16 protein-coding genes are annotated in these 25,876 nt (G+C 42.9%); 6 read left to right on the forward strand and 10 right to left on the reverse strand.

What is annotated here, in order from left to right; genetic code table 11:
- Window positions 1–26 precede the first annotated feature (26 nt).
- The 3 genes from U0035_RS15245 to U0035_RS15255 all read left to right on the forward strand — a co-directional run bounded on the left by U0035_RS15245 (window position 27) and on the right by U0035_RS15255 (window position 5,609).
- A complete protein-coding gene (locus U0035_RS15245) occupies window positions 27–1,475 on the forward strand; it encodes a S41 family peptidase (RefSeq protein ID WP_114791879.1) in 1,449 nt (482 codons plus the stop codon).
- A gap of 164 nt (window positions 1,476–1,639) precedes the next feature.
- On the forward strand, window positions 1,640–4,465 hold the full coding sequence (locus tag U0035_RS15250; RefSeq protein ID WP_114791878.1) for a TonB-dependent receptor: 2,826 nt from the start codon (window positions 1,640–1,642) through the stop codon (window positions 4,463–4,465).
- A 49-nt stretch (window positions 4,466–4,514) separates the two neighbouring features.
- The gene (locus U0035_RS15255; RefSeq protein ID WP_114791877.1) at window positions 4,515–5,609 is read left to right on the forward strand and encodes a phytase; all 1,095 of its coding nucleotides are present in this window, start codon (window positions 4,515–4,517) and stop codon (window positions 5,607–5,609) included.
- A gap of 14 nt (window positions 5,610–5,623) precedes the next feature.
- Here U0035_RS15255 and U0035_RS15260 read toward each other — a convergent pair whose 3' ends face one another.
- Both U0035_RS15260 and hflX read right to left on the reverse strand, forming a co-directional pair.
- On the reverse strand, window positions 5,624–5,950 hold the full coding sequence (locus U0035_RS15260) for a Rieske (2Fe-2S) protein (RefSeq protein ID WP_114791876.1): 327 nt from the start codon (window positions 5,948–5,950) through the stop codon (window positions 5,624–5,626).
- A gap of 333 nt (window positions 5,951–6,283) precedes the next feature.
- On the reverse strand, window positions 6,284–7,471 hold the full coding sequence (gene hflX / locus U0035_RS15265) for a GTPase HflX (protein ID WP_114791875.1): 1,188 nt from the start codon (window positions 7,469–7,471) through the stop codon (window positions 6,284–6,286).
- 281 nt (window positions 7,472–7,752) lie between these two features.
- Between hflX and U0035_RS15270 the strand changes: the two genes are divergently transcribed.
- On the forward strand, window positions 7,753–9,504 hold the full coding sequence (locus tag U0035_RS15270) for an ABC transporter ATP-binding protein (protein ID WP_317048838.1): 1,752 nt from the start codon (window positions 7,753–7,755) through the stop codon (window positions 9,502–9,504).
- A gap of 44 nt (window positions 9,505–9,548) precedes the next feature.
- The gene (locus U0035_RS15275) at window positions 9,549–10,475 is read left to right on the forward strand and encodes a methylenetetrahydrofolate reductase (RefSeq protein WP_114791873.1); all 927 of its coding nucleotides are present in this window, start codon (window positions 9,549–9,551) and stop codon (window positions 10,473–10,475) included.
- 371 nt (window positions 10,476–10,846) lie between these two features.
- On the opposite strand, the gene bshA is transcribed toward U0035_RS15275, so the two are convergent.
- Complete coding sequence (gene bshA / locus U0035_RS15280; protein ID WP_114791872.1) at window positions 10,847–11,974, reverse strand: N-acetyl-alpha-D-glucosaminyl L-malate synthase BshA; 1,128 nt, start codon at window positions 11,972–11,974, stop codon at window positions 10,847–10,849.
- Between the two features lie 230 nt (window positions 11,975–12,204).
- Here bshA and U0035_RS15285 point away from each other — a divergent pair, with 230 nt between their 5' ends.
- On the forward strand, window positions 12,205–13,575 hold the full coding sequence (locus U0035_RS15285) for a M20/M25/M40 family metallo-hydrolase (RefSeq protein WP_114791871.1): 1,371 nt from the start codon (window positions 12,205–12,207) through the stop codon (window positions 13,573–13,575).
- A gap of 76 nt (window positions 13,576–13,651) precedes the next feature.
- On the opposite strand, the gene U0035_RS15290 is transcribed toward U0035_RS15285, so the two are convergent.
- The 7 genes from U0035_RS15290 to U0035_RS15320 form a co-directional block, all read right to left on the reverse strand.
- Complete coding sequence (locus U0035_RS15290; protein ID WP_162817937.1) at window positions 13,652–13,843, reverse strand: hypothetical protein; 192 nt, start codon at window positions 13,841–13,843, stop codon at window positions 13,652–13,654.
- A gap of 461 nt (window positions 13,844–14,304) precedes the next feature.
- Window positions 14,305–15,291, reverse strand: a complete 987-nt coding sequence (locus U0035_RS15295) for a DUF5007 domain-containing protein (protein WP_114791870.1) — start codon at window positions 15,289–15,291, stop codon at window positions 14,305–14,307.
- 39 nt (window positions 15,292–15,330) lie between these two features.
- Window positions 15,331–16,011 carry a hypothetical protein gene (locus U0035_RS15300; protein ID WP_114791869.1) on the reverse strand — a complete coding sequence of 227 codons (681 nt, stop codon included), beginning with the start codon at window positions 16,009–16,011 and terminating at the stop codon, window positions 15,331–15,333.
- 30 nt (window positions 16,012–16,041) lie between these two features.
- Complete coding sequence (locus tag U0035_RS15305) at window positions 16,042–17,760, reverse strand: RagB/SusD family nutrient uptake outer membrane protein (RefSeq protein WP_162817936.1); 1,719 nt, start codon at window positions 17,758–17,760, stop codon at window positions 16,042–16,044.
- 79 nt (window positions 17,761–17,839) lie between these two features.
- On the reverse strand, window positions 17,840–21,013 hold the full coding sequence (locus U0035_RS15310; RefSeq protein ID WP_114791867.1) for a SusC/RagA family TonB-linked outer membrane protein: 3,174 nt from the start codon (window positions 21,011–21,013) through the stop codon (window positions 17,840–17,842).
- Window positions 21,014–21,509: 496 nt separating this feature from the next.
- Complete coding sequence (locus U0035_RS15315) at window positions 21,510–22,490, reverse strand: DUF4097 family beta strand repeat-containing protein (RefSeq protein ID WP_114791866.1); 981 nt, start codon at window positions 22,488–22,490, stop codon at window positions 21,510–21,512.
- A 112-nt stretch (window positions 22,491–22,602) separates the two neighbouring features.
- Complete coding sequence (locus tag U0035_RS15320; protein WP_114791865.1) at window positions 22,603–25,743, reverse strand: ATP-dependent helicase; 3,141 nt, start codon at window positions 25,741–25,743, stop codon at window positions 22,603–22,605.
- Window positions 25,744–25,876: the final 133 nt, after the last annotated feature.

Below are 25,876 nucleotides of genomic sequence, written 5' to 3' on the forward strand. Positions count from 1 at the left end.
AGCTTTATTTTTGTCAAAAGCTATACATGCGAACACTGCTCTACGTTGCCATCCTTTTGCTATTATTTTTCGATGTTGCCGGACAAGCAAAGTTTTCCCAAAAGGAATTGTTACATGATCTGTCTGTTTTAAAACGCATAGTCACCAATACAAATCCGCTATTGACCAATGACAGCAGAGTACAAATGGAAAGAATGTTCGCGGATGCCGAGCGTACTTTCCCTTTGGAACAGGCAACGGGCCTGGAATTTATTAAGTATGTGACCAGGCTTCAAATAAACGCAGGATACGATGAACATGCTTCCTTTGACCTTAACGAGCAGTTGTTTCCTGTTTCATCTGTATTCTTCCCGGTGCCTATTTACCTTTTAGGAGATCGTTTTGTTGTAAATAGTGAAAAAGCAATGTTGCCTTATGGGAGTCTTATTAGGTCAATCAATGGAATTAGTGCGGATAGTATACTTCATAAATTTTTGCGCGGCGATCGGGAGGTTAACCATTTTAAGCATAGGTTAGGTAGTATTTTTCACGCTATGTATTTTCTTGAGTACGGTGGGGCTGATGAATTTATAATCACTTACAACGAAAACCTTAAAAGTAAAGAGTTAAAAACCGTTACCTGCAAAGCAGTTAGTTTAAGAAATGCGTTTGCACTGCAAAATGATGCAGTTTTCCCACTGACCAAAGTAACGGAACAAAATCTTAACCAAACGTACGTGGAATTTAATGAAATTACGAAGGGTTATTATCTTCAATTGAAATCATTTACAGGGCTATCTGGCGATTCTTCTATGCCATATACCCAAATGTTTGATAGCCTGTTTAAACACGTTCAGAGCAAAAGTCCCCGTTCGATGATCCTCGACATTCGTGGTAATAGCGGGGGGCTGTTGTTGGTGCCGGGTCTCCTGCTTTCCTACCTTGCAGGCACCCCGTTTGATGAGGTACACCATTTAAAAATGATGCCGGTAAAGGATATTCCGCTCGATTACCTGAAGCGTATCGATCAGCGACCAGTAGCCACCAAAAGCGACGGGCGCAAAATGCTGTACCGGCTCTATGATGGCTCAGTGACCCAAAATGGCAGTACTTATAAGGATATCCATTTTAAGCGAGAACCCAGTCCTTACCGGTTTTCCGGACCGGTAGCATTGCTTACCGATGGAGGTACTTTTTCGGCTGCCGCCTATTTTGCCAACCTTTTTCAGCGCTCAAAACGAGGTAGTATTATGGGATTACCTACCGGTGGCGCTGCACGACAAATAACAGCGGGGCATATGCTGGAGTATGAGCTGCCCAACACTAAAATAGTTGTTAGTCTGCCACTAATGTATATTACGTTCGGCGATGCCGCCTCTATCAATTCTACTTGGGATTATGTAGTGCCCGATGCAGTACTTCCATTTGAAAAGGAATACCAGTATTTTTGTTTAAAACAGGATTGGGGCGTCCAGATTAAGTTAAATGCGCAATAGCGGTTACTATGCCCAGGAAATAGCATCGCCTGGTATTTGTGAATGAATGTACAAGGATTGGTATGCTTAATATTCAGTACACAATTCCGTAATAATTATATAACCTGCTTACATGGTATTGTTTTTACTGCAAAGCTCACCTTTGCGGCCAAATAAAAACTACCATGCGAAAAGGCTTACTACTGCTTTTATTTTTATCAGGTATTATCTATACGAAAGCCCAGAATATTGTTGTTACCGGCCTTATAAAAGATAAGGATAACCTGGCGCTACCTGGCGCAACAGTCAGGTTACTTCCGCAGGGCAATTATACTTACACTGATGCCAAAGGACATTTTGAGTTTCTGAATATCAAAGAAGCGGATAGTGTTGTGCTGGAAGTGTCTTATATCGGGTACCAAAAGCTGGTTAAAACTTTTTTTGCGAATCGTAAAAACCTGGATGTAACTATTACATTGGATGACAGTGGTATGCTGGATGCGGTAGTGGTGATAGGGGACCGGCTTCGCGGACAAATGAAGGCGCTGAATCAACAGAAGAATGGCGGTAATATCACCAATATTGTTTCGGCCGACCAGGTGGGCCGTTTCCCGGATGCGAATATTGGAGATGCCCTGAAGCGCATACCTGGCATTACGATGCAAAATGACCAGGGCGAAGCGCGAAATATTATTATACGCGGCTTGGCACCTGAGTTAAACTCTGTAACTATTAACGGAGATCGTATCCCTTCAGCCGAGGGAGATAACCGTAACGTGCAAATGGACCTGATCCCTTCGGATATGGTGCAAACGATTGAAGTAAATAAAACCCTGACGCCTGATATGGATGCAGATGCGATCGGGGGATCCGTAAACCTCATCACACGGGCCCCGTCTAATGGTGAGCGTATTTCAGCAACATTGTCCGGCGGGCTTAATCCTATCCGCAATGGCGGGCTTTTTTCGGGTGGACTGGTGTATGGGAACCGGTTCTTTAATGATCAATTCGGGATGGTGCTGAGTGGATCTTATAATACGAATAGGTATGGTTCTGATAACGTAGAAGGCGTGTGGAAGGAAGATGAATTTGGAAATATTTACCTGGAAGAACATGATATACGTAAATATGATATTACGAGGACACGCCGCAGTGCTGCCGGGTCTTTTGATTATAAGTTTAATGGCAGGCACCGGCTTTCTTTGAATGCCATGTATAACTGGAGGGATGACTGGGAAAACAGGTATCGTCTTGCGACGGTAGATATAGAGCCTATATATGATGCCAATGATGAACAGCAAATTATTGGCTTTACCGGCGAGCAAAGAAGACAGACCAAGGGGGGGATTGACAATAACCGTATTAAGTCTGCAAGGTTAGAACAGCAAACCGTTCAAAACTATTCTTTACGTGGCGATCATTTATTTGGAAGCTTGCTGGATATGGACTGGTCTGCCAGCTATTCAACGGCCCGCGAATACCGGCCTAATGAAAGATATATCCGTTATGAAACTTCGGGTGTAGAGTTGAGCCGGGATTTTGGATCGATGAAGTACCCTTTACCGGGTGTCGTTACTGCTCCGGCATTGGGCGATTATGAGTTGGGCGAATTGACGGAAAATACAGATAACACTACTGAAGATGAATTTGGCGCCCGTATTAATTTCCGCTTGCCAGTGAGTATTGTTAATGGCGAAAAAGGCAGGTTGCGTTTTGGTGGCAGGTTGCGTCTTAAAAATAAGGACAGGTATAACCAGTTTACCAAATACGAGCCCTTGAATGGAGAGATGGCTACTTTGGCTGATGTAGATACCGTGTTATGGGATGGAAAAAAATGGAGCCCCAACAGTAAATATATTCCCGGAACTTTTACTTCAAAAGATTTCCTGGGCGGCTTAAATTTCAATGATGCTTCACGCTTTGAAGCTGAAGATGCACCAGATGAATACCTGGCCGTAAACTATCATGCGAAAGAACGTATTGTAGGAGGGTATGTACGTTGGGACCAGGACTTTTCGAGTCAGCTAAGTATGATCGCCGGAGTAAGATTAGAGAATACCAGCCTTACTTATGTGGGTAATGTGATACAGGATGAAGAAGACCTGGTGGGCGAACGTTCGATAAAAAATAGCTACCTGAATGTTTTGCCGGGCCTGACCTTCAAGTACGTTCCAATGGAAAACTTTGTACTGCGGGCGGCGGCAACCACTGCCCTGGCCAGACCTAACTATTATACCCTTTCTCCCTTTGTAAGTACCGTACTGGATGATAACGAGATCAGCGCCGGAAACCCTGCTTTAAAAGCATCTTACTCCTGGAACTTTGATCTGATGGCCGAGTATTATTTTAAATCATTAGGCCTTATTTCCGGGGGAGTGTTCTATAAGAATATCGATAATTTTATTTATACTTTCAGAGATGAGTTTTATACGCGCGACAAATATGCTGCGGAATTTCCGGATTTACAAAACCCGATACAGGGCGATGATAACTGGACGCTGATCCAATCGCGCAATGGCGAGCAGGTAAAAGTATACGGCCTTGAAGTGGCTTTACAGCGCCAGCTGGATTTTCTACCCGGTAAGTTTTTAAAAGGATTCGGTATTTATACCAACTATACGTATACAAAGTCGTCGGCTAAAGGCATTTATAGCCTGGATGGCGATCTGCGTACAGGAATTATGTTGCCGGGTACCGCACCGCATATGTTTAATGCTTCTTTATCCTGGGAGAACAAACGTTTTTCGGCAAGAGCTTCGCTGAACTATACAGCGGCTTACCTGGATGAGCTGGGCGGTGATAATTTTAATGACCGTTTTTATGATAAACAGCTCTTTCTTGATGCGAATGCATCCTATAAAGTTACTAATAATTTAAGACTTTTTGCGGAAGCCAATAACCTGACCAATCAGCCATTGCGATATTACCAGGGTGTAAGCGATAGAACGATGCAAATGGAGTACTATCGCCAGCGATACAATTTTGGATTGAAATTCGATGTAACAAAATAAAGTAACAGCTTCTTTTTTATTGAAAAAAGGGAAACTTCTAAAAAATACGATGAAATATTTTTATAAACCGTTATACAGCTATCTGGCAGCTGCAGCTCTGGTTTTCGGCATAGCAGGGCTACATTCCTGTTCTTCCACCCCAAAAAGCGGTGGCAATGATCATACTGTGCTTAAGCCATTATATACTACCGATACCACGGGGTTTGATACCGATGATCCGGCAATATGGATCAACCCGAAGGATAAAATGCAATCCCTGATCGTAGGTACTGACAAAGAAGAAGGCGGCGGTATTTATGCTTTTGATCTGAAAGGAAAGACCGTTAAAAAAGTTACCGGTTTAAAGAGACCCAACAATGTAGATGTTGCTTATAATTTGAAGTATAAAAATGGCACGGTGGATGCAGTCATTTTTACCGAACGAAAAGCTAATAGGGTCAGAGTGTTTTCTTTACCTGATCTGCAACCTGTTGATAACGGCGGCATTCCCGTGTTTGAAGCGGATACCTGTGCCGGCTGTCGCGACGGTATGGGCATTGCCATTTATACAGCTCCCGATGGAAAAATATATGCCATGGTTGGGCGGAAGACGGGGCCCACCGGATCTTACATATGGCAATATGAATTAAAGCAGTCGAAAGAAGGTTTCATAACCGGTGAAGTAGTACGGAAGTTTGGTACTTATAGCGGTAAAAAGGAAATAGAATCCATTGCGATGGATAATGAGCTAGGATATGTTTATTATTCGGATGAACAGGTGGGTGTAAGAAAGTACTATGCCGATCCGGCTAAAGGCAACCAGGAGCTGGCGCTTTTTGCAACAACCGGTTTTACAGATGATCATGAAGGGATTTCCATTTATAAGAAAACGGCTTCAACGGGTTATATACTCGTCTCCAATCAACAGGACAATTCTTTTATGATCTATCCCCGCGAAGGAATGTCAGGGAAAATGAACGAACACCCGCTGATCACCAAAGTAAAAACAAGCACATTGGAAAGTGATGGTTCAGATGTTACCAATCTTTCTTTTGGCAACCTGTATCCCGAAGGTTTTTTTGTGGCCATGAGTAACGGCAAGGTTTTCCAGATATATGATTGGCGGGATATACAGAAAAAAATAGATGCGGCTAAGAAACGCTGAATTAGGCGCTGATTTTATAAGCCGATATACCAGCCATCTTCTCTTTCCTCAATTGGATAGGTTCTTAAGTAATAGCCTTCGCCCGAAACATTCCGGCCATTTTCCAGGCTAAACTTGTACCGGTGCAAAGGGCATACGATCTGTTGCTGCACATTTACGTATCCGCCAACCAAAGGCGCGGCAGCGTGGGGGCATTGAGCCGCACAGGCAAAAGCTTTATCTGCCATACGTGCAATGCAGATCTTTTTCCCGGCTACTTTTATTTCGGCCAGGTTTTCATGATTAAAGGGTATTTCGTTTAAATGCAGGGCAAATAAATGCCAGGTATATTCTTTATTCATTTTAAGAAAGCGCCAAAACTAGGTTCCCAAACAAAAGATTGCTTTTTAAAGTTCCCACAGAAAGCAGAAGCGCAGGGCATTGGCTTATTGAAAATTGAGTATTGAATATTTCCCTATTCACTACATCTCATTAATAATTCGCGATGTGTTTTTTGTTTCACGCAGAGCGCGCAGAGAAGTGGAGGCGCAGAGGGAATTGTATTCCTTTTTAAGTCACAAAGCTCATAAAGCTATAGAGTTTTAAAACCCTCATTATTCACTACTGACTATTCACAACATCTCAATTTTGCTCAGGCTATTAATCCCTACTCGCCACTCGCTATACCCTATTTCCTAATAAAACATCGTCTTGTAAGGATATCGTATCGCATATAACTCCTTCACCTTATTCAATATCGTTTCCCTCAGACCTTCTACATTACGTCTTTCCGTTGCAGACACAAACACTACATTGCCCTGCAATTCATTGCTCCACCGCTCATACAGATCACGCAATATTTCTTCTTTTGTCTCGTCTCCCAGCCACTCGTCAAAAGTCTGCGTTTCGTAAAGGTCCATCTTATTAAAGATGGTAACGGTAGGTTTGTCAAATGCCTTCAGTTCCTGCAGGGTTTTGTTTACTACGGCCAGCTGGTCTTCGTAATTGGGATGGGAAATATCCACCACATGCATCAGGATATCTGCCTCACGTACCTCATCCAATGTGCTTTTAAAGCTTTCAACCAGGTGGTGAGGCAATTTTCTTATAAATCCAACGGTATCGCTTAAAAGAAAGGGTGTATTTTCAAAAACGACCTTACTGGTGGTGGTATCCAAAGTCGCAAACAGCTTGTTCTCTGCAAAAACATCACGTTTGCTCAACAGGTTCATGATAGTGCTCTTACCTACATTGGTGTAGCCAACCAACGCAACACGTATAAATTCGCCCCGATCCTTACGTTGAGTGAAGGCTTGTTTATCTATTTCCGCCAGTTTTTTACGGAGTAAGGTGATCTTGTCACGCACAATACGACGATCGGTTTCAATCTCCGTTTCACCCGGACCACGTGAGCCAATACCGCCTCCCTGTCTTTCCAGGTGACTCCACATACCCCGCAACCGGGGTAATATATATTGATATTGAGCCAGCTCTACCTGGGTACGCGCCTGCGCCGTTTTGGCACGACGTGCGAAAATATCCAGGATCAGATCCGATCGATCGATCACTTTTATTTTTAATTCCTTCTGTATATTATTGATCTGGGCGCCACTCAGCTCATCATCAAAAATAACCAGGTCGATACCATTGAATGAGATGTACTGACGGATTTCTTCCAGCTTGCCCTTTCCCACAAAAGTGCGGGAATCCGGGTGCTGCAGCTTCTGAATAAACCGCTTACGGGTTAAAGCGCCAGCGGTCTCTGCCAGGAACTCCAACTCGTCCAGGTAATCTTTTACCTGTTGTTCGGTTTGATCTTTTTGTACCACGCCTACAATAACGGCTGTTTGTTGGTCTTGTATAATATTCTTCTTTTCTAACATATTTCACTTCAAAGTTAACAAAAATGCTGCCGGTTAAAGGTTTATGACAAACTGTACGTTTTCAGGTCTTGTATGCGGTGACAAGGGCTGAATTATTTCTATATTACAAACGAAATATGCCAAATACCTGTTAACTCATAAGCTTTACTAGTTCTTTATTACCACGCAATGGGTAAATGGTTACCTTTGTGGGCTTTAAAAATTTAAATCAGTTGAAAAAATTCAGGAGAATATTTAAATATATCGGCCTATATAAGGGCAAAATTGCATTATATATTTCTTTGACAATATTAGGTTCCTCTTTATCAGTCGTTTCTTTAGGGATGCTCGCGCCATTGATGTCGATCATTTTTAACGAACCGGGTATTGGCGGGCAAAATATTTTGAAGAAGCTTCCGGGGGGGGATTTTCTGGGACAGGAGTTGGTTAGATTAGTAAACGAAGGGCATCAAATGCAGGCGGTATTAATATGTTGTATTCTGGTAATTGTTTCTATATTCTTAAAAAATCTACTCCTATATCTTTCTTCACTCCTGTCTGTGCCTGTCAGAAGCTCGATTACCATTCATTTAAAAAATGATATGTATGCTAAAGTTTTGTCGCTGCCGGTAGGCTATTTTTCGGAGCAGAAAAAGGGTGACATTATGAGTCGCATGACGAACGATGCAGCGTTGGTTGAAAGCTCGATTATCAATACCATGGAAGGTCTGATCAAAGATCCGGTATCGGTCATCAGTTACCTGGTGGCGATGGTTGCCATTAGTCCCAGTCTTGCCATGTTTTTATTGATTCTTTTGCCGGCAACTGCTTTCATCATCGGAAGAATCAGCCGTACTTTAAAAAAGCAAAGTAATGCGGCTTCTTTAAGAGTGGGCGATACATTATCTATTTTAGACGAAACACTCAGTGGTATTCGTATCATTAAAGCTTTTTGTGCCGAAAAGATCATGAATAATCGTTTTGTGACCTTAAATAATACGTTACTGGGTATTAATAAAAAAATGGCTGCCAGAAGAGATCTGGCATCGCCACTAACGGAGTTGCTCGGAGTAGCCGTTTTGTGTATTATTATTTATTTCGGAGCCAACCTGATATTAACCGGCGATTCGCTGACAGCGGGAGACCTGATTGCGTTTATTGCCATTTTCGCCATGATGATCAATCCGGCCAAATCTTTGTCCACGTCTTTCTTTAATGTACAGGCTGGTTCTGCAGCCGTTGAACGCATAGAAGATTTATTGAACACTCCAGTTCATGTAGAAGATAATGGCAGGGAGCAACTGACTTCATTCGAGCAGGCTATTGAGTTTAGAAACGTATCATTTTCTTACAATGAAACCCCGATCCTAAAAAATATCAACCTGACAATTCCCAAAGGTAAAACGGTTGCCCTGGTGGGAAGCAGTGGGGCTGGTAAAAGTACCCTGGCGGACCTGGTACCCCGTTTCCATGATGTAACAGATGGTGAAATACTGGTAGATGGCGTAAATATCAAAAACTATAGCATTCAAAGTATACGTGAGCATATAGGGATCGTAAGCCAGGAGCCGATCCTGTTTAATGACACTATCGGTAATAATATTACGCTGGCACATCCGGATGCGCCGCAGGTGGATATAGAGAATGCAGCCAAAGTGGCTAACGCCTTTCGGTTTATTGAGGCGAAACCCGAAAAGTTTGATACCAATATCGGGGACAGGGGTGCAAAGCTAAGCGGAGGGGAAAGGCAACGTGTAACTATCGCGCGTGCCGTTTTGAAGAATCCTCCGATCCTGATTTTAGATGAAGCAACCTCTTCCCTGGATACGGAAAGTGAAAGGCTGGTACAGGATGCCATTAATAACATGATGCAAAACAGAACCTCCCTGGTTATAGCCCACCGGTTGAGTACTGTTCGAAATGCAGACGAAATTATTGTTTTGAATAAGGGCGAGATCGCAGAGCGGGGTAAGCATCATGAGCTGATGCAAATTGAAGGGGGTATTTACCGCAAGCTGGTGGATATGCAGGAAATGGGCAAAAAGCTTGCATAGCAGATTAGATATAAGCTTATAACATTGTTTTATTAAAAGAAAGAATGAAGTCCTTAAGGGAAAAAATAGAAGGTGCGGAAACGGGGTTATTGTTTTATAGTTTCACACCGCCCAAAATTACCACTGAGCAGGATAGGCTGGCCGTTATTGCAGCGAAACAACTGGAACGGATGAAAAACCTGGATGTGGATGGTATTATACTGTACGATATCCAGGATGAAAGTGACCGGACCAGTGAGGAAAGGACCTACCCTTTTATACATACAGTTGCTCCTGAAACTTACTACAGGGACTATCTGGGCGCTGTAAAACAGCCGGTTATTGTTTACAAAAGTATTGCCAACCAAACCCATGACAGTTTTAATAGCTGGTTGAGCACTAATAAGGAATTAGAGAACTTTGTATTTGTAGGCGCCTCGTCAAAAGCACAGGTAGACAAAACCAATTTTAGCCTGGCAGATGCATACGACCTGAAAAGGGCGCATCATAATCATTTGCTGTTAGGTGGTGTTACGATTCCTGAACGACATTCAAAAAAGGGAGACGAGAACAAGCGGATCTTCGGCAAAATACAAAACGGCTGTAGCTTTTTTGTATCTCAATGCGTTTACAATGTGTTCGACTCCAAAAACCTCCTGTCTGATTACTATTACGACGCTCTTGAGAATGCCTATGAAATGAAACCCATCTTCTTTACACTGAGCCCCTGTGGTTCTATCAAAACCCTGGAGTTTATGAAATGGCTGGGTATTGAAGTGCCGAAATGGTTATACAATGATCTCAAACACTCCAAGGATATACTGGAAACTTCGGTTCGTACGTCGGTAATGATCGCCAACGAACTGGTTGATTTTGCGGCATCCAAACAAATTCCTATCGGATTTAATGTTGAAAGTATTTCCAATAAAAAAGATGAGATAGATGCAGCTACCGAGATATTAAAACGAATTTCGGCGCGTTTGGGGAGGTGAGTTGCTTTTGTTTCCCGCAAAGTGCGTTAAGAAACAGAGGCGCAAAGAGTTTGATTATTTGCTCTTGAGAATTGAACATTGAGTATTTCTCCTTTCTCGCCACTTGCTGTACCCTACTTGCTTTTTGTTTCACGCAGAGTGCGCAGAGAGACGGAGGCGCAGAGAAGCAATGATTATTGATTGTTGCAAATTGTCTGTTGAAAATTGAGTATTTCTCCTTTCTCGCCACTTGCTGTACCCTACTTGCTTTTTGTTTCACGCAAAGCGCGCAGAGAGACGGAGGCGCAGAGAAGCAATGAATATTGATTATTGAGAATTGAACATTGAGTGTTCTTCCAATTTACCACTTGCTAATCCCTACTAGCCTTCTCCTAACAATCCTTACAAAATCTCCTGTAAATGGCTTCATATTGCGGAATAATGGCGTCCATGTTATATTGCTGGGCATGATCAAAAGCACCCTGGCGGAATTGTTGTAAAGTGGCGTCATCTCTCAAAATCTCGATAGCCCGTTCGCTCATGGTTTGCACATCGCCCACATTGGCAGTATAGCCGGTAACGCCATCAATGTTTACTTCTTTTAAGCCTCCCGCGTTGCTCGAAATAACAGGTACTTTGGACGCCATAGCCTCCAGTGCAGCCAATCCGAAGCTTTCATATTCCGAGGGTAATAAAAATAAATCTGCAATAGCAAACACATCTTCTATCTGCTCCTGCTTTCCTACAAAAATCATTTTTTCGAAAATACCCAGCTTACGACCCAGGTCTTCTGCCGGCAGTCTTTCCGGCCCATCACCTACAAATAATAGTTTGGAGGGTATTTCTTTTTGCACTTCGTAAAAGATCTCCACTACATCAGGAACCCTTTTTACCTGTCTGAAATTGGAAGCATGTAGCAGGACTTTTTCGCCATTGGGAGCCAGCACTTTCTTAAATGCATCAAATGGCTTCCGGTTAAATCTTTTTACATCGATAAAATTATATACAACCTCAATTTCTTTTTTGATATCAAAAGTGCTATGGGTTTCCTCGCGCAGGTTTTGCGACACCGCCGTGATCACATCGCTTTTATTGATGGAAAAAGCCACCACGGGAGAGTACATTTTGTCCTTGCCTACTAGCGTTATATCGGTACCGTGCAAGGTGGTAATTACCGGTATATCATACCCTTCATCATGCAGAATCTTCTTAGCCATATACGCTGCAGAAGCATGGGGGATGGCGTAATGCACATGTAGCAGATCAAGATTGTAGTTCTTGATCACGTTAACCATTGTGCTGGCCAGCGCTGTTTCATAGGGAGGAAAATCGAAAAGCGGGTAAGTGGGTACCTGCACTTCATGGTAATAAATATTGGGATTAAAAGCGCTCAGCCGCACGGGCTGCTGATATGTTATAAAATGTACCTGGTGGCCTTTTTGGGCTAAAGCCTTACCCAATTCTGTGGCTAATACGCCACTGCCACCAAATGTTGGATAGCAAACAATACCTATTCGCATGTGTTAAAGATAGCCGTTTCTGTAATTATTAGTCTTTTCTGCATTGTAGCAGTGTATTATTTTTATGCCTGAGGCAAATTGAAAATCGGGTAGTCAATGCCTCTGGAAACCAGGCATACTTCACCCCGTACATTTGACAATCTGCTTTTGGCGATCTCTGGTAAATGAATCTGTTCCTGTAAATCAGGTCCAGACTTTTTATCTTTACTCAAAACACATACCATAACAGCATGAAACATAAATTGTTTGTAGCCGCATCTTTATTTTTTGGCATGAGCCTGGCAGCCCAGAACGCTGATGAGCAATTTATCAGGAAAATAGCCGATGAAGTGCTCATCAATAGCCAGGCCTACGACAACCTGCGTACGCTTACTAAAACCATTGGCGCGAGATTGGCCGGATCGCCGCAAATGTATAAGGCCGAAGACTGGGGGTACCGGTTACTGGAAAAATCCGGAAGCGATAAGGTCTTAAAGCAACGGGTAATGGTACCTCACTGGGTGCGCGGGGGAAAAGATGAGGCTACCGCTATATTGATTGGTAATAAAAAGAAAGCGCTTCAGGTTATTGCATTGGGCAATTCAATAGGTACGGGCTCCAAGCTGCTTACAGCACCTGTGGTGCTGATTAATAATTTTGATGAATTGGAAGAGAAAAAGGATCAGCTAAGGGGAAAGATCGTCTTTTATAACTATCAATTCAATTCGCGGTTTATCCGCACTTTCGAGGCTTATGGTGATGCGGCTAAGTATCGCTCGCAGGGACCTTCCCGGGCTGCAAAATATGGTGCAATAGGTGTGGTGGTGCGTAGCATGAGCCATAGCGTAGATAATGTGCCACATACCGGCGGAACGCGCTACGATTCTATGTATGCCAAAATCCCGGCGGTAGCAGTGGGCCTGCGCGACGCGGACTGGCTGGCGGCTGAGCTGGAAAAGAAAGCTCCTGTCAAAATCTCGATGAAAACAAACGGCCATTTTCTGCCGGATGCCGAGGGCAATAATATTATTGGTGAATTAAAAGGAACTGAATTCCCTGATCAGTACATCACCATTGGTGGCCACCTGGATAGCTGGGATAATTGCGAAGGGGCGCATGACGACGGCGCCGGTATTACCCAGACCATTGAAGTATTAAGGACTTTAAAAGCTTTAGGATATCAACCCCGGCATACCATCAGGTTTGTGCTGTTTGCCAATGAGGAAAACGGTGTGCGCGGTGGCGATAAGTATGCAGAACTGGCAAAGGCCCGTAACGAAAAGCATATTCTGGCTATAGAAAGTGATGCCGGAGGTTTTACACCCAGAGCGTTCAGTATTAATAGCAATGACGCTGTTTTCGAAAAGGTTAAAAGCTGGTTGCCACTGATTGGCCCTTACGGCTGTAACGAGCTGGTACGTGGCGGTGGCGGCACCGATATAGCACCCTTAAAAGAGCAGCTGGGTACGCCTTTATGCGGCTTTTTACCCGACTCCCAGCGTTACTTCGATATTCACCATGCCAGCACCGATACCTTTGAATCGGTTAACAAAAGGGAACTGGAACTAGGTGCGGTAAATATGGCAGCTCTGGTTTACCTGGTCGATAAATATGGGCTATAGGCAGGCTTAACGAAAAATTTTTTCAACGTATTTTTTTACTTTGGCTGTTTTGATTTTCTTTTTAATGGTCGTCGTTTCAAATCTCTCCAGTGTACCCCGCCCTCTCGGGCGGTTGTCTCTTTTCATCACCGCCAATTACAATATCGTCTACAATAGCATTTTTATAATTTGTTATTGCAGCGCCGTTCCAACCACCAAAAGTACCAGATCGGCGGGCTATTGGAGTAGAAGCGTTGAAGTCTAAAGGAAATTGCCAGATAATACTCATATGCGGGTAGCGAAAATCTTCAGCTTGGACCGAACTAAAACATGAAAATAGTCAAGGCTCTTTTAACACATCATTGGGTATGGACATTATCCAACCAAAAGCAACTATTCCTACCTTGAGTTCACGCAATAAATTTGAAAAAGGCTGCCCGATAAACTCAGCTTTACGTGCTTCAATATGCTTTAAATAACTCAAGGTGTTGGATACGATTTTTTTGTGCCTCGGCCCGCATAAGTGCACTAGCGTAGCATAAAACAAGAGATACTAAAAATCTCATGAATGCCTTTGGGTTTTCAATCAATAACAAACGCCTGAATATTACGATCGAACCATCGTTAAAAGTGCAGTGTCTGATAGCTTTTACTGAAGTAATGATATTAAACGTTTTCTTCATAAAAAAAGAGGTGTATGAAGCTCATTATCACACACCCTCTTTTTGACGATCGCATGAAAACTTATTCTTAAGGCGCCGGAACCCTTACCGCATCCGGCAACTGGTATTCTATAATAAAAGTGCCTTCCATTTTAATGGTGAAGGCAAATCTTAAATTGGCGTTTAATGTTCCTAAAGAAGATCCGTCAAAAATGATGTTTTTTTCCGGGATACGATAGTAGATCAGGTGCCCCCAATCGGTTCCACCGGCTATATATTTTGCCAGTGGGAAAGGCGCTACCTCGAAATCGCAAACCAATGCAGTATCCGTAAAAATAACAGGGTTAAATTTGGCATAGCTTAAAAAAGTAGGGCGATCGCCCCTTGCAATTACCTCTCCCTTGCTGGGATTAAACGGTGAACCATTTTTATCTGAGATCTTTAGAATGATCCTTGCACCATCTGCCGATACCCTTGAGAACTTTAGTATGGGATTTCTTTTGGCGAAAGTAGTACCGGCCAGGTCAAATGCATTGTTGACATTATCTTCTATTAAAAACATATCTTCTTGTGTAGGATCAACCACATGAATCCTTCCAAACGAAGGGTAAACCCTAGACCCTGCACTGTTGGTAGCTTTAATATCAAAATTGTAAATGCCCAAAGGAATGTTCAATGCAGCTTTATTGAAGGAAAGTTGCCCGCTAGACGTATTAAAATCCATAGGAAGAACCGAGACGGTTTCTCTTTTAGCATTCAACAAAGCAACAGTGGTATCCGTTTCTGCATTAAAAGACATACCAGGCTTAAAAACGGTCACATCATACTTAGTATTAAATGCTTCGGATAAAGGCTTTCCCGAGCTATCTCTCAGGTTAAGCAATTCGAAAGTAATGGGAGGAGTGGAGCCATCAGCAAATATTTTTGCCGACTGAACGAGAGCAAGCCCTCTTTGCGCGTAAAGATCGGGCGAAGTATACCTTAGCGTTTCGCTTAAAAAACCTTGTTGTATTTTTTTACAATTGATAGCACCCAAAACAAGCAAGGTAAAAGCGGGTATTAAAAATTTTCTCATTATTTACCTGTTTAAAATTTGAATTGAAAATGAATGCACCTAATTCGCATTATTGGTATTGAAAAATAGCCGGTGAAAACCGTCTAAAACATGTACTACCCCATTTGTAGTAATGATACCTGATGATTGCACCCAAACCACTTTATCTACTTCAGGAGCAGGAATGGTGGAAGGGTCAAGCACTTCGCTGTCATCTCCAGCAATCACCTTTGTGTAGGTTATGTAGTCCACATAATCCACATAAGCACCATAACTATAGGTTCTGGCGAGGCCCAGCTTAATACGGGTATTGGTCATACTCCCAAAATTGGATTGGTAGAACGTGCCCTTGGTAGTCAATACGTTTCTGCCCAGTTTCTCCGGGAATATATAGGTCTTTAAAGAGTCGAGCCGCCATAAAGGAATACTATCCAGGGTGTAAATAATATTCTCATCGCCCAGTTCTATGGCCCTGATATTCTTCATGGCTTTTAAATATTCATCCACTCCATAATTAGTGGTAGCAAAAAAAGTGGCTTGCTGGTTTACCGCATCTTTTAAACCGGCACGGTCAATGAGGTGCACCAACGACGAAAAGATGGGCTTTGACTTCAGGTAGTCGTAGGTGGTCATATTTACATTTTCGTCAGACTTACCGCCATCTACCGCGTAATCTTTTTTACAGGAGGCTGTTAGAAGAATAACCCCCGCGACAATGACTGTTAAAATTTTATTTTTCATTATTACAGTTTTTAGGTGAATGAACAATGATTATACTTTACCGCGCCAGTATAATGTTTGAGTAAGAAATTTGTTGTCATTGAATAAGAGCGGGTAAATAGGCCAGTAAAATCCTTCTCCCTTAAACCTGGTGGTACTCATCCAGCTAATAAATTCAGCATACATTCGGGTGCGCAGCAGATCGAAGTAAACATGGCCCTCCATATATAACTCTTTACCTCTTTCGAGCATATACTCCCTGGTAAGGTTGAACTTACTGTCGGTTGCACTCACTCTTGCCGAGGAAGAATTGTTTCGGTCCCTGAAAAAGTTGATGATCTGCGCCGCAGTGCTGAGATCATTTTTGTATAAGGCCACTTCGGCTTGCAATAAGCGCATATCACTTAATCTGAAAACAGGAATATTATTACTCAGGTAGCCATTTGTTCTGTTGCCTGGGTTTCGATAAATAATGTTCCTGTATTTAATAAGGTTGGTTCCCTGCGTGCCTGATTTAGCAAAATTGTTTCGGTATCTTACTTCCCCCAAGTCAGGGCCGTTGCCACCTACCTGTACCAAATCATCACCAACGTAGGCAAAACCAGGAGGCATACTTCCATCTACATAATCAGTTACTTCTGTTTCTACACCATCTATAGTAACATAGTAACGGGTTCCTGTAACTCTCATGGTGTATACCTTCCAGTCAGTTGGCCAATATACCCATCCTTCTCCGTACCCTGTTTTTTCCACGCCATAATGATTGTCGATGTATTGGTCTGGCACCCAGAATCTTGGTGTAGAGCTATAACCTTGCACATAGGTGCCTGTAAGGAAACCAAGGCCAATATGGTAATAGGCTCCTTCCTGGTAGTTCTCGCTCATAGCTACTTCAAAAATGCTTTCAGTGGAAGGGGTGATAAACTGATCACCATACTTAGCTGTGTCTGCCAGTGAATATCCGCCACGCGCTATCAACGTATTGAGTGTCGTGTCGGCGCTATTGACATCGCTCATGATGGGGGTATCGTTATTAACATTACTCATTGTAGCCCGCCATAAGTACAAGTGGGCCAGCAGTGCATAAACAGAACCCCTGTTCGCGATTACCCCTTTCTCCTGTATGGCTTCATTACCCCAGTTGAGCATATTTATTGCTGCATGGCAATCGTTTTCAATTTGTTTCATTACCTCTGCTTTGGGCGAGCGAGGCAATTGCGGGGCATTCAACACATCGTCATAAGCCTCGGTTACAATAGGAACATCTCCCCAAACCTTAACCAGCTGGAAGTAACTTAAGGCCCTGATAAAAAGCGCTTGTCCCATTATTTTGTTTTTAAAGGTTACCACATTAACCACATCTTTTGCCAGTTTATCATCAGCTATCAATGGAATCTTTTTAAGGATGATATTACTGTAAGCAATGGTTTTGTAAAAAACGGTCCAGTCGCCCAATGTTTGTAAATTATACTGGAATGTAAAATCTCCTCCCTGTATTCCTTCCAGGCCATCACCATTGTAATTAATGGTGAGATAGCTGGTAGATGAGGTTTGGGCGTCGCCATACATATTGTAGCGGAAGGCATTTTCTTCGTAAGACGAAGTTGCCGTAAAGGATGCTCTCAGCAAGGAGTAGTTACCTGCAATAGCAAACTCACAATCCCTGGCGGTTTGCCAGAATACCTCGTCATAGGTGGAGTTCTGGGGTTGTTGTTCTAATATTTTTTTGCAGGAGCTCATACTGACAATCCAGCATAGCGTTAGAAGCATTAACAGATATCGGTATTTATTATTGTATTGCATTTTTTTAATTATTTAGAATTAAAAAATTTGATTGAAAATGCCTATGCTAAAACAGAACCTGCAGACCCAGGGTATACTTTTTAGGAATGGGGTATCCATCTCCCGCATACTCTCCATAGGAGTTTACGTTTTCTGCATCGGGTAACAATTTTGAAGCCTGCCAGCGGGCGGCATTGTCAAGCGTTCCGAATATTTTAAAACTACCCAGTCCCCATTTTTTTATTATAGGTGCCGGTATATTATATTGGAGGTTAATATTTTTAAGTCTTACAAAATCACCCTTGGTTAAGAAAAAGCTTTGAGCCGACGTATAATAATATAGGTAAGTGCCCAGATCGTATTTAGCGTAAGTTGCATTATCTCCCGGCTGTCGCCAGATATTAATTGCATCCAGATTAGGTGTCGAGAATTGCGCAAAATTGTTTTGAGGGTCTCCAGAGGTAGAATTACTGAATTGATCAGCCAGGAAGAGGTTCAGGATATCACGCTTAAACACAAAATTAAAAAATAGTCCAACTGTGAAATTCTTCCAGGTGAAATTATTTGTCCACCCCCCTGTGATCCTTGGGTTGGGGTCGCCCATCGGGATTTTATCGGGGTTAATGCCGCTGTTAAATACATCGGTAAAATAATCGCCGTCAACATCCTGGATGTAAAAAGAGCCAGCCGTAAAGGTTCCGTTGGAGTTCCTGTATTTGGCACCTGTGAAGGGGTTAACAGGTATATCATCTTCTGTAGCAAAAACACCCAATGTACGATACAGGTAGAATGAATTGATAGGACTACCTACTGAAAGAATATGCGATTTATCAAAACGATCTCCATCCATTACAAGATCCCTATTGCCATTGGGCAGGTTCATGATCGCATTTTTATTATAGCTGATGTTCAGCCGGCTAAACCATTTAACCGGACTGCTTTGTGGTAAGGGATTTGCTGCCAGCGTTAATTCTACCCCTGCGTTTCTTACACCAATCGCATTGGTTAAAGCTTTAGAGTAACCGGTCGTTACCGGCAGGTTTACCGAGAAGAGTTGTAAAGAGCTTTCTTTATTATAAACATCAATGGAACCTGAGTATTTTCCTTTTTCTACTTCAAAGTCCAACCCAATATTCCATTGTTTTGATTTCTCCCAGGATAAGCTCGATTGTGCTGCACCGTCTCTCAGATTGGGGGTAATGGCGATTACGCCATTGTAGGAGCTGGAGCCTATGTTGCCAGGGTAAGCGCCTGCATTAACTGTGTAAAGATTGTATTGCAGGTAGTTTCTCGAAGGCAAGCTTCCGGAAGTGCCCAGCGAACCTCTTATTTTAAAAAGGTTGATTGCAGAAGAAAAGTCCTGGAAGAACTTTTCTTCTGATAAGATCCAGGCCGCAGAGGCTGAAGGAAAGAAGCCCCATTTATTACCCGCTCCAAACCTGGACGAGCCGTCCCATCTTCCGGCAAAGGAGAACAGGTAACGATCTTTAAAATCATAAGATAAGCGGCTGTAATACGACAATAATCCGTAGGCCTGATAGTCGGAGTAGGCTCCCAGATTTTTAAGCAAAACACCCTGTACTACTTTTATATTGTCCGATGCGCCAAAGCCTCCCGACGCGGAAGTGTTTTCAAAAACATTAAACTGGATATCCTGACCTATTACACCGCTAAAATTATGATCTCCCCATGTATTAACATATGATAAGTAATTAGATGTAAGAATGTCCTCTGTCTGGTCGCTGTAGGTATAAGAGTAATTGCCCAGGAAACTTTCCATAGCGCTGGTACGGTTATAATTTCTCCTTGATGTAGAATATTTATAGGAACTAAGCGAATTGAGTTTCAAATGCTCATTAAAGGCATAAGAAAGGTTCAGGTTCATGTTAAAGATATTGGACAGGTTCTTATCGAGACTTTCATCATAGGATGCCAATATAGATTCCTTTTTGGCATCGCTTAAATTAAAAAGAGAGGAGGGCATATTGCCTGCGCCTAAACTAAACGGGTTGATATTCAGGTTTTCTAATCTTGGATCAGCGCCTAATCCCCGGCTCCTTGTAGTACGGGTAAAAAACAGAATCGGATTGATTTCCAGTTTTCCTTTCAACGCTTTGGTCAACATATTTAATCGGGCTGAATACCTTTTAAATCCTGTGGCTTTAATAATACCTTGCTCATCATAATATCCGGTACTAAAACGGTAAGTGGACCCGTTTTCACTGCCACCTGAAATACCAAGGTCTACATTGGTAATAGCACCAGATTGATAAAAGAGGTCTTGCCAGTCTGTATTGCCGTTAAAAGCCGGATTTAGACTGTCTGTTAACAGGTAGGGTAACTGTTGCTGCTGTATATAGGTAAGCTGCTCCTGGAGTACGGTCAGCTTTTGTCGTCTTTCTGTAGTTCCCAGTGTTACCTCGCGAAGCTTTGGCCGTTCGGTGTACCCGGTAAATCCTGACAAGGTGACCCTGGGAGCGCCGCTTCTACCTTTCCTGGTAGTAATTAGTATAACGCCATTGGCAGCTCTCGATCCGTAGATGGCGGCGGCGGATGCATCTTTTAGTACATCTATGGACTCAATGTCATTGGGGTTGATGCCTGCGAGGTAGTTTATGCCTGTGCCCGATCCGGGAGTTACATATTCTTCATTGGATTGTGGCACACCATCCACAACATATAGAGGAGAACTTATCACGTTATTCTGATCCCACTGCGAACTGACGAGCGAGCTACCGCGAACGCTTACAGCCGCTCTTGCGCCCGGATCGCCACTAAAGTTCTGAACATTTACGCCAGACAGACGTCCCTGCATTAATTGGTCAAAACTCGACATAGGCAGGTTTTCTATTTCCTTGCCTGAAATACTTGCAATGGAAGCGGTAGATTTTTTGCGGGTTACTTTTTGATAACCGATCAATACTACTTCCTCAAGGTTTCCCAGGTCTGCATCTAAACCGATATCAATCTCGGTTTTTCCATCGATGGGAACGATCTTCCTGGCAAAGCCTACCGCAGTTACTTCCAATGTGGGCTTGGTACCCGTGACATTCATCGAAAATGAACCATCTTCGCCAGTGGGTATGCCCTGGCTGGTTCCCTGTTGTATAACTGTAGCGCCGGGAATAGGATTTCCTTTGCCATCATGTACCTTGCCGGTAATGGGCGTGGTTTGCGCTAAAACCGCGTGCATGCTCGCAAAAAAGCACAGCATACACAGAAAAAATTGCTTTTTTTTCATTCGCAGCTTTTTTGTGTTTAGTAAATAAATGTTACAAGTGTGGGCAGATCTCTCTATGTAAAACTTTTCTCTCCCCACCAAAATATTAACATTACTTTAATAAAAGAGCAATCATTTTAATTATTTTAAAAAGTGGGTAAGATCGTACCAGTGGCGGTTAAAATGCGGTTATCATTTCTTCCGGAGGCGGGAAACTCGAAACATTGGAGTGAAAATGCCGTGATCGGCAAGCTAAAATAGTATCGGTTGCAGGCATTTCGTTTCGAAAAGATCCTAGTTTAATTTCTGGATAGGGCCTATTCGAAAGCCTAAAGGCACTAATCCCCAGCTGGGCGAGGTTAGTGAAAGGGTTTTCTCAGAAGGCATTTTATAACTGGTCAGCCATTTCAAAAGATAAAGATGTGCTAAAACGCAATCAGGCTTTACGCAAGCAACTGCATAAAGCCTGAACAATAATATAATTATGCAGGATCCCGGCACAGCGGCCTATAAACTGCTACATTCTTACATCTACCGATCCGCCCGATGTAGAAGCTTCAACCAACAGGTTTCCATTGCCCAGGGACCCTTTTACCCGGTCTTTTTTAACCGTACCACTAAAGTTGTGGAGCTCAGAGATATGCACTTTATCTCCTTTTAAATCCAACTGCGCATTTTTTGTTTCAGGCATTTTCAAGCGAATGCTGCCGCCTGAGGTATGTAGCTTCACAAAATCGTGTGTTGCCTTTAGATCTGCCGTAATTTGTCCGCCACTGGTTCTGGCATTCAGGTTGCCATCGATCTCTTTAAGATGAATGCTGCCTCCTGATGTTTCTGTATTAAAGTCGCCATTAATGTTGGTAGCAGAAATGGAGCCACCGCTGGTGCGGGCACTTACCGTACCTGACAGGTTCAATAAACTTAGTGAACCACCCGATGTATTTAGCTTCACCAAGCCATCGAGGTCTTCTGCTGTGATCTGGCCGCCACTGGTAGTTAGGTCAATATTTTTTGAAAGATTTTTGACGGTGATGCTGCCGCCGCTGGTTCTGCCCGTCACCGTCCCGGCAATATCCTGCAGGTTGAGACTGCCACCACTTGTTCGAACATCGGCATCCACCTGGCTGCTGCTATAAACAATAAATGAAATATTCAGTGATGTTTTATTCGACCATTTTATATTTTTCCTTCTGGCAGTGGCGGTTAAGGTACCTCCCTGCGAACGGATATCTACGTCATAATATTCATCCAGTATCTGCTGAATCTCGGCTTGAGTCTTCCTGTCACCCCAACTATTAGCAGTAACATACATTTCTACTGCGCTCCTGGACTGACCACCTTTAACCTGTATGGCACCTCCGCTGGTTTCAACTTTCAGATTTTTAATGGCGTTGCTACTGAAAGATTCGGTACGATAGGGCGATTCGCCGTTACGTTTCTGGGCTATAACAACAATCCCAAAACAGAGAAATACTGTAAGGAGGATGCTTCTCTTCATAAAACAAGTCTTTTGAGTTTATAAGATTAATAATCGATCAGCTAACCGATGACCGATACCTATTAATCGTTGAAACCCTCAAAATGTTACAGTTGTTTTATCTGACTAAGGATTATTCGTCTTCATCTTCAGGAATCTCATCCAGCTTCACATATAAGTAATTGTCTTTTACAAAATTACACCAGTGACAATCAGCCTTTCCGCAACCCTTGTAGAAGTCTTTTGCCTGTATTTTATCCCAAACGGTTTTGATCTGGTTTTTCACCGTAGTTACGTCGTTCGGTTCAATAACCACCTTCAGCTTCTGGAAGTTATTATTACTATCAGGTTCAATAAAATCAAATTCAGTGCTCACTACCCGCCAGTCTTTCAACTCATAGTTGTCCAATAATATTTTATAAAATACGGCCTGCCTCCAATAATCTCCGCCATCAGGATTTTTGTCCCCCGGTGCTTTTAGCTTCGGTAAAGCATTGTCTACGTTGCCGGTTTTGTAATCCACCACATTCACTTCTTTCCCGTTAAATTCTAATTTGTCCAGTTTCCCTTTTAGCGGTACTCCGTCCACCACCACTCCTTTAATGTTGGTTTCTACCGATACCACTTTGTTCCAGCTATTGATGTATTTTTTATAGTAGGCGGGGATGATAATAGAACCTTGTTCCATGCGCCGGGCATAGGCTTCCCTGGTAAAATTCTGGCGGTGCCGCATCATATACCAGCTAAAATCATCGATCATGGTTTCAACCGGAGGAAAGCTTTCCGTTTCTCTCAGCTTACGGAACAATCTTTCCAACGCGAAGTGGATGGCGCTCCCGAATTCGGTTGCTTCGTTTTTTCCGGAAGGAATACGTAACAGGTTCTGGTAGTAAAATCTTAAGGGGCAATTGAGATAAGCGCTTAAGGCTGTCACGTTCATTACAAACCTGGATAACAGTCCGTCAATAAAATCATCTTCCAGGCTATCAATAACCGGTTGTTGCCCCGTAAACAGCAGGTGTTGAAACTCAATCATCTGCTCGGTACTGATCTGTGGTTTTTGGACAGTTAGGGCATGTTGCTCCATGATCTCAGCAATAAACATCGATGGTTCCAGCTCCTTGCCGTCGGCATTTAACCTTGCATAAGAGATATACAGGTACTTTTCCGCACGTGTAAGCGCCACATAAAATACCCGGCGTAGCTCTTCTTCATCACTTGATGTAGCTTGCGAAGAAAAGATCGTTGACGGCAGCTTATAACCCCGGTTCATTTTTCTTTTTTTCTCCCAGAAAGAGGCATTACAGCCTGCCAGGAAAACATATTCAAATTCCAATCCTTTACTGCCATGAGCGGTTAACAGGTTCACACCTTTGTCATTACCTGTAGTTTTAACCAGCGGCAGTGGAATATTTTCATGCTCCATCAGCTGTAATAACTGCACAAGGCTCGTCAGGTTCATGGAAGGTTTGCGCCGATGTTCCTCTTTTATAAAATCATAAAAGGCCGATAGGGACTGCATCAATTCAACCTTCAAAGGACTGTTCATGACATAAGTCAGCACACCGCCATTGCGGATAATATTATCCAGCAGCTGTTGAATAGTAAGATTGGGAACATCTGCTATCAGTTGCTCGATTACAGTTGAGCTGCGTTTCAGACTGGCATTCAAACCTTCATCGAAAAGATCTTTTGCAGGAGCATTGGCTTTTTCAGATAAAAGCTGCCTTAGCGAACTGCTTTCTCCCTTAAATCTCTTCTGGTTGACTTCTACATTAATTTTTGCAATCTCTATGGGTGGATTTTTATAAAAATCAAAATGAAGTATTTCAAATAACAGTTCATCTCCGCCAAAAGGAATATCATGTTCTGCTTCCAGGTAATACAATAAGGTGATGATTTTCTTAATGAACGGACTTTGTAATAGGTTCGTACTACGCTTGCTGTAAAAGGGAATGCCTTTTTGTCTCAGGTAGTCGGAAAGCTCTTCCCCGTATTTATTTTCTTTATAAATAATGGCGATACGGCCCGGCTGAATGCCTTGTGTGATCAGGGCCTCTATGTTGAATACGATGCCTGCCATTTCATCAGCCATGGTGTTGTACTCAAAAATCTCAGGCGCATGCCGCAATTCGTTAATAGCAACATTGGCAGCGATCAGCTCTTTGCTGAGTCCGGGTATTTGTTTGATGAGCCGTTCTTCGTTCCGATTGATCAGTGTTTTCGAAACATCCAGGATGGGCTGGATACTACGGTAATTACTGGTCAGTACGATCTTTTTAATATCGTTTTCATACTGCTTTGCAAAATCCAGCATGTTCTGCATGTTCGCCCCCTGGAAGCGATAGATACTTTGGTCGTCGTCACCTACCACAAAGACATTGGGTTGTTGCCAGTAATTGATCAGTAACTGTACAATCTTATTTTGGGTACCGCTGGTGTCCTGGAACTCGTCCACCAATATGTAGTGATATTTCTCCTGGTAATCCAGTAGCAGGTTTTCGTTTTCTTCAAATGCTTTAATCACCCAGTTGATCATGTCATCAAAATCGTATCGTTTGTTCACCCGCATGATCTCCTGGTAGTTCTCAAACTCACCAATGGCTGCACGTAATTTATCCATACGCTTCAGCTCATCGAAGTAAGCCGGCTTGCGATCTCCCTTATTCCATTTTCCGGCACGCGATGTTTTATATACATAGGCTTCATCTTCAGCCAGTTCCTGTATGTAGGCGTCGATACGGTCGCTGATATACGCGGGTGTCCAGCCTTCCCGCTTCATAGCAGAAAATAGGTTGCTTAAAGGATCAGCTTCAAAATATACATCACCCCTGTATCTTTTAAGCGGGTGTTCTTTGGCGAATTTATCGATGAGCTGTTTAAAGTATTCTACCTTCTCCAGGTCGGAAACCGGGTCCAGTGAAGTCTTTTCAAACAGCGAAAGATTGTCCTGTATCACATCATTACAAAAAGCGTGGAAAGTGTAGATATTCACCTTATAAGCGTCGGCGCCTATAAATTGCTGCAGTCTTTTACGCATGGCTACCACACCCGCATCGGTATAGGTCAAACAAAGAATATTTTCTGGTAAAGCATCTGAATCCAATAGTATTTTACCAATACGTGCAGCCAGTATCTGTGTTTTGCCGGTACCTGGCCCGGCAATTACCATTACAGGGCCTTCGAGTGTATCCACCGCTGTTTTTTGTTCTGCATTCAGGTTCTTGTAGACTTCGTTAAACTGTTTTTCCAGTCTTTCTTTAATGATAGGCATGCGGCAATTTAGTGGAAAAGCCGGAGAATTTAGGGGTGTTTTCCCCAGCTGGAGAAATCCGGTTCGCGATAACAGGCAATAGGTAAGGTGAGTGCTTTACAAGAAAACGCTTCTTATCCGGTATTGCAGATAA

It is taken from the genome of Niabella yanshanensis, assembly GCF_034424215.1.
Lineage (GTDB): Bacteria > Bacteroidota > Bacteroidia > Chitinophagales > Chitinophagaceae > Niabella > Niabella yanshanensis.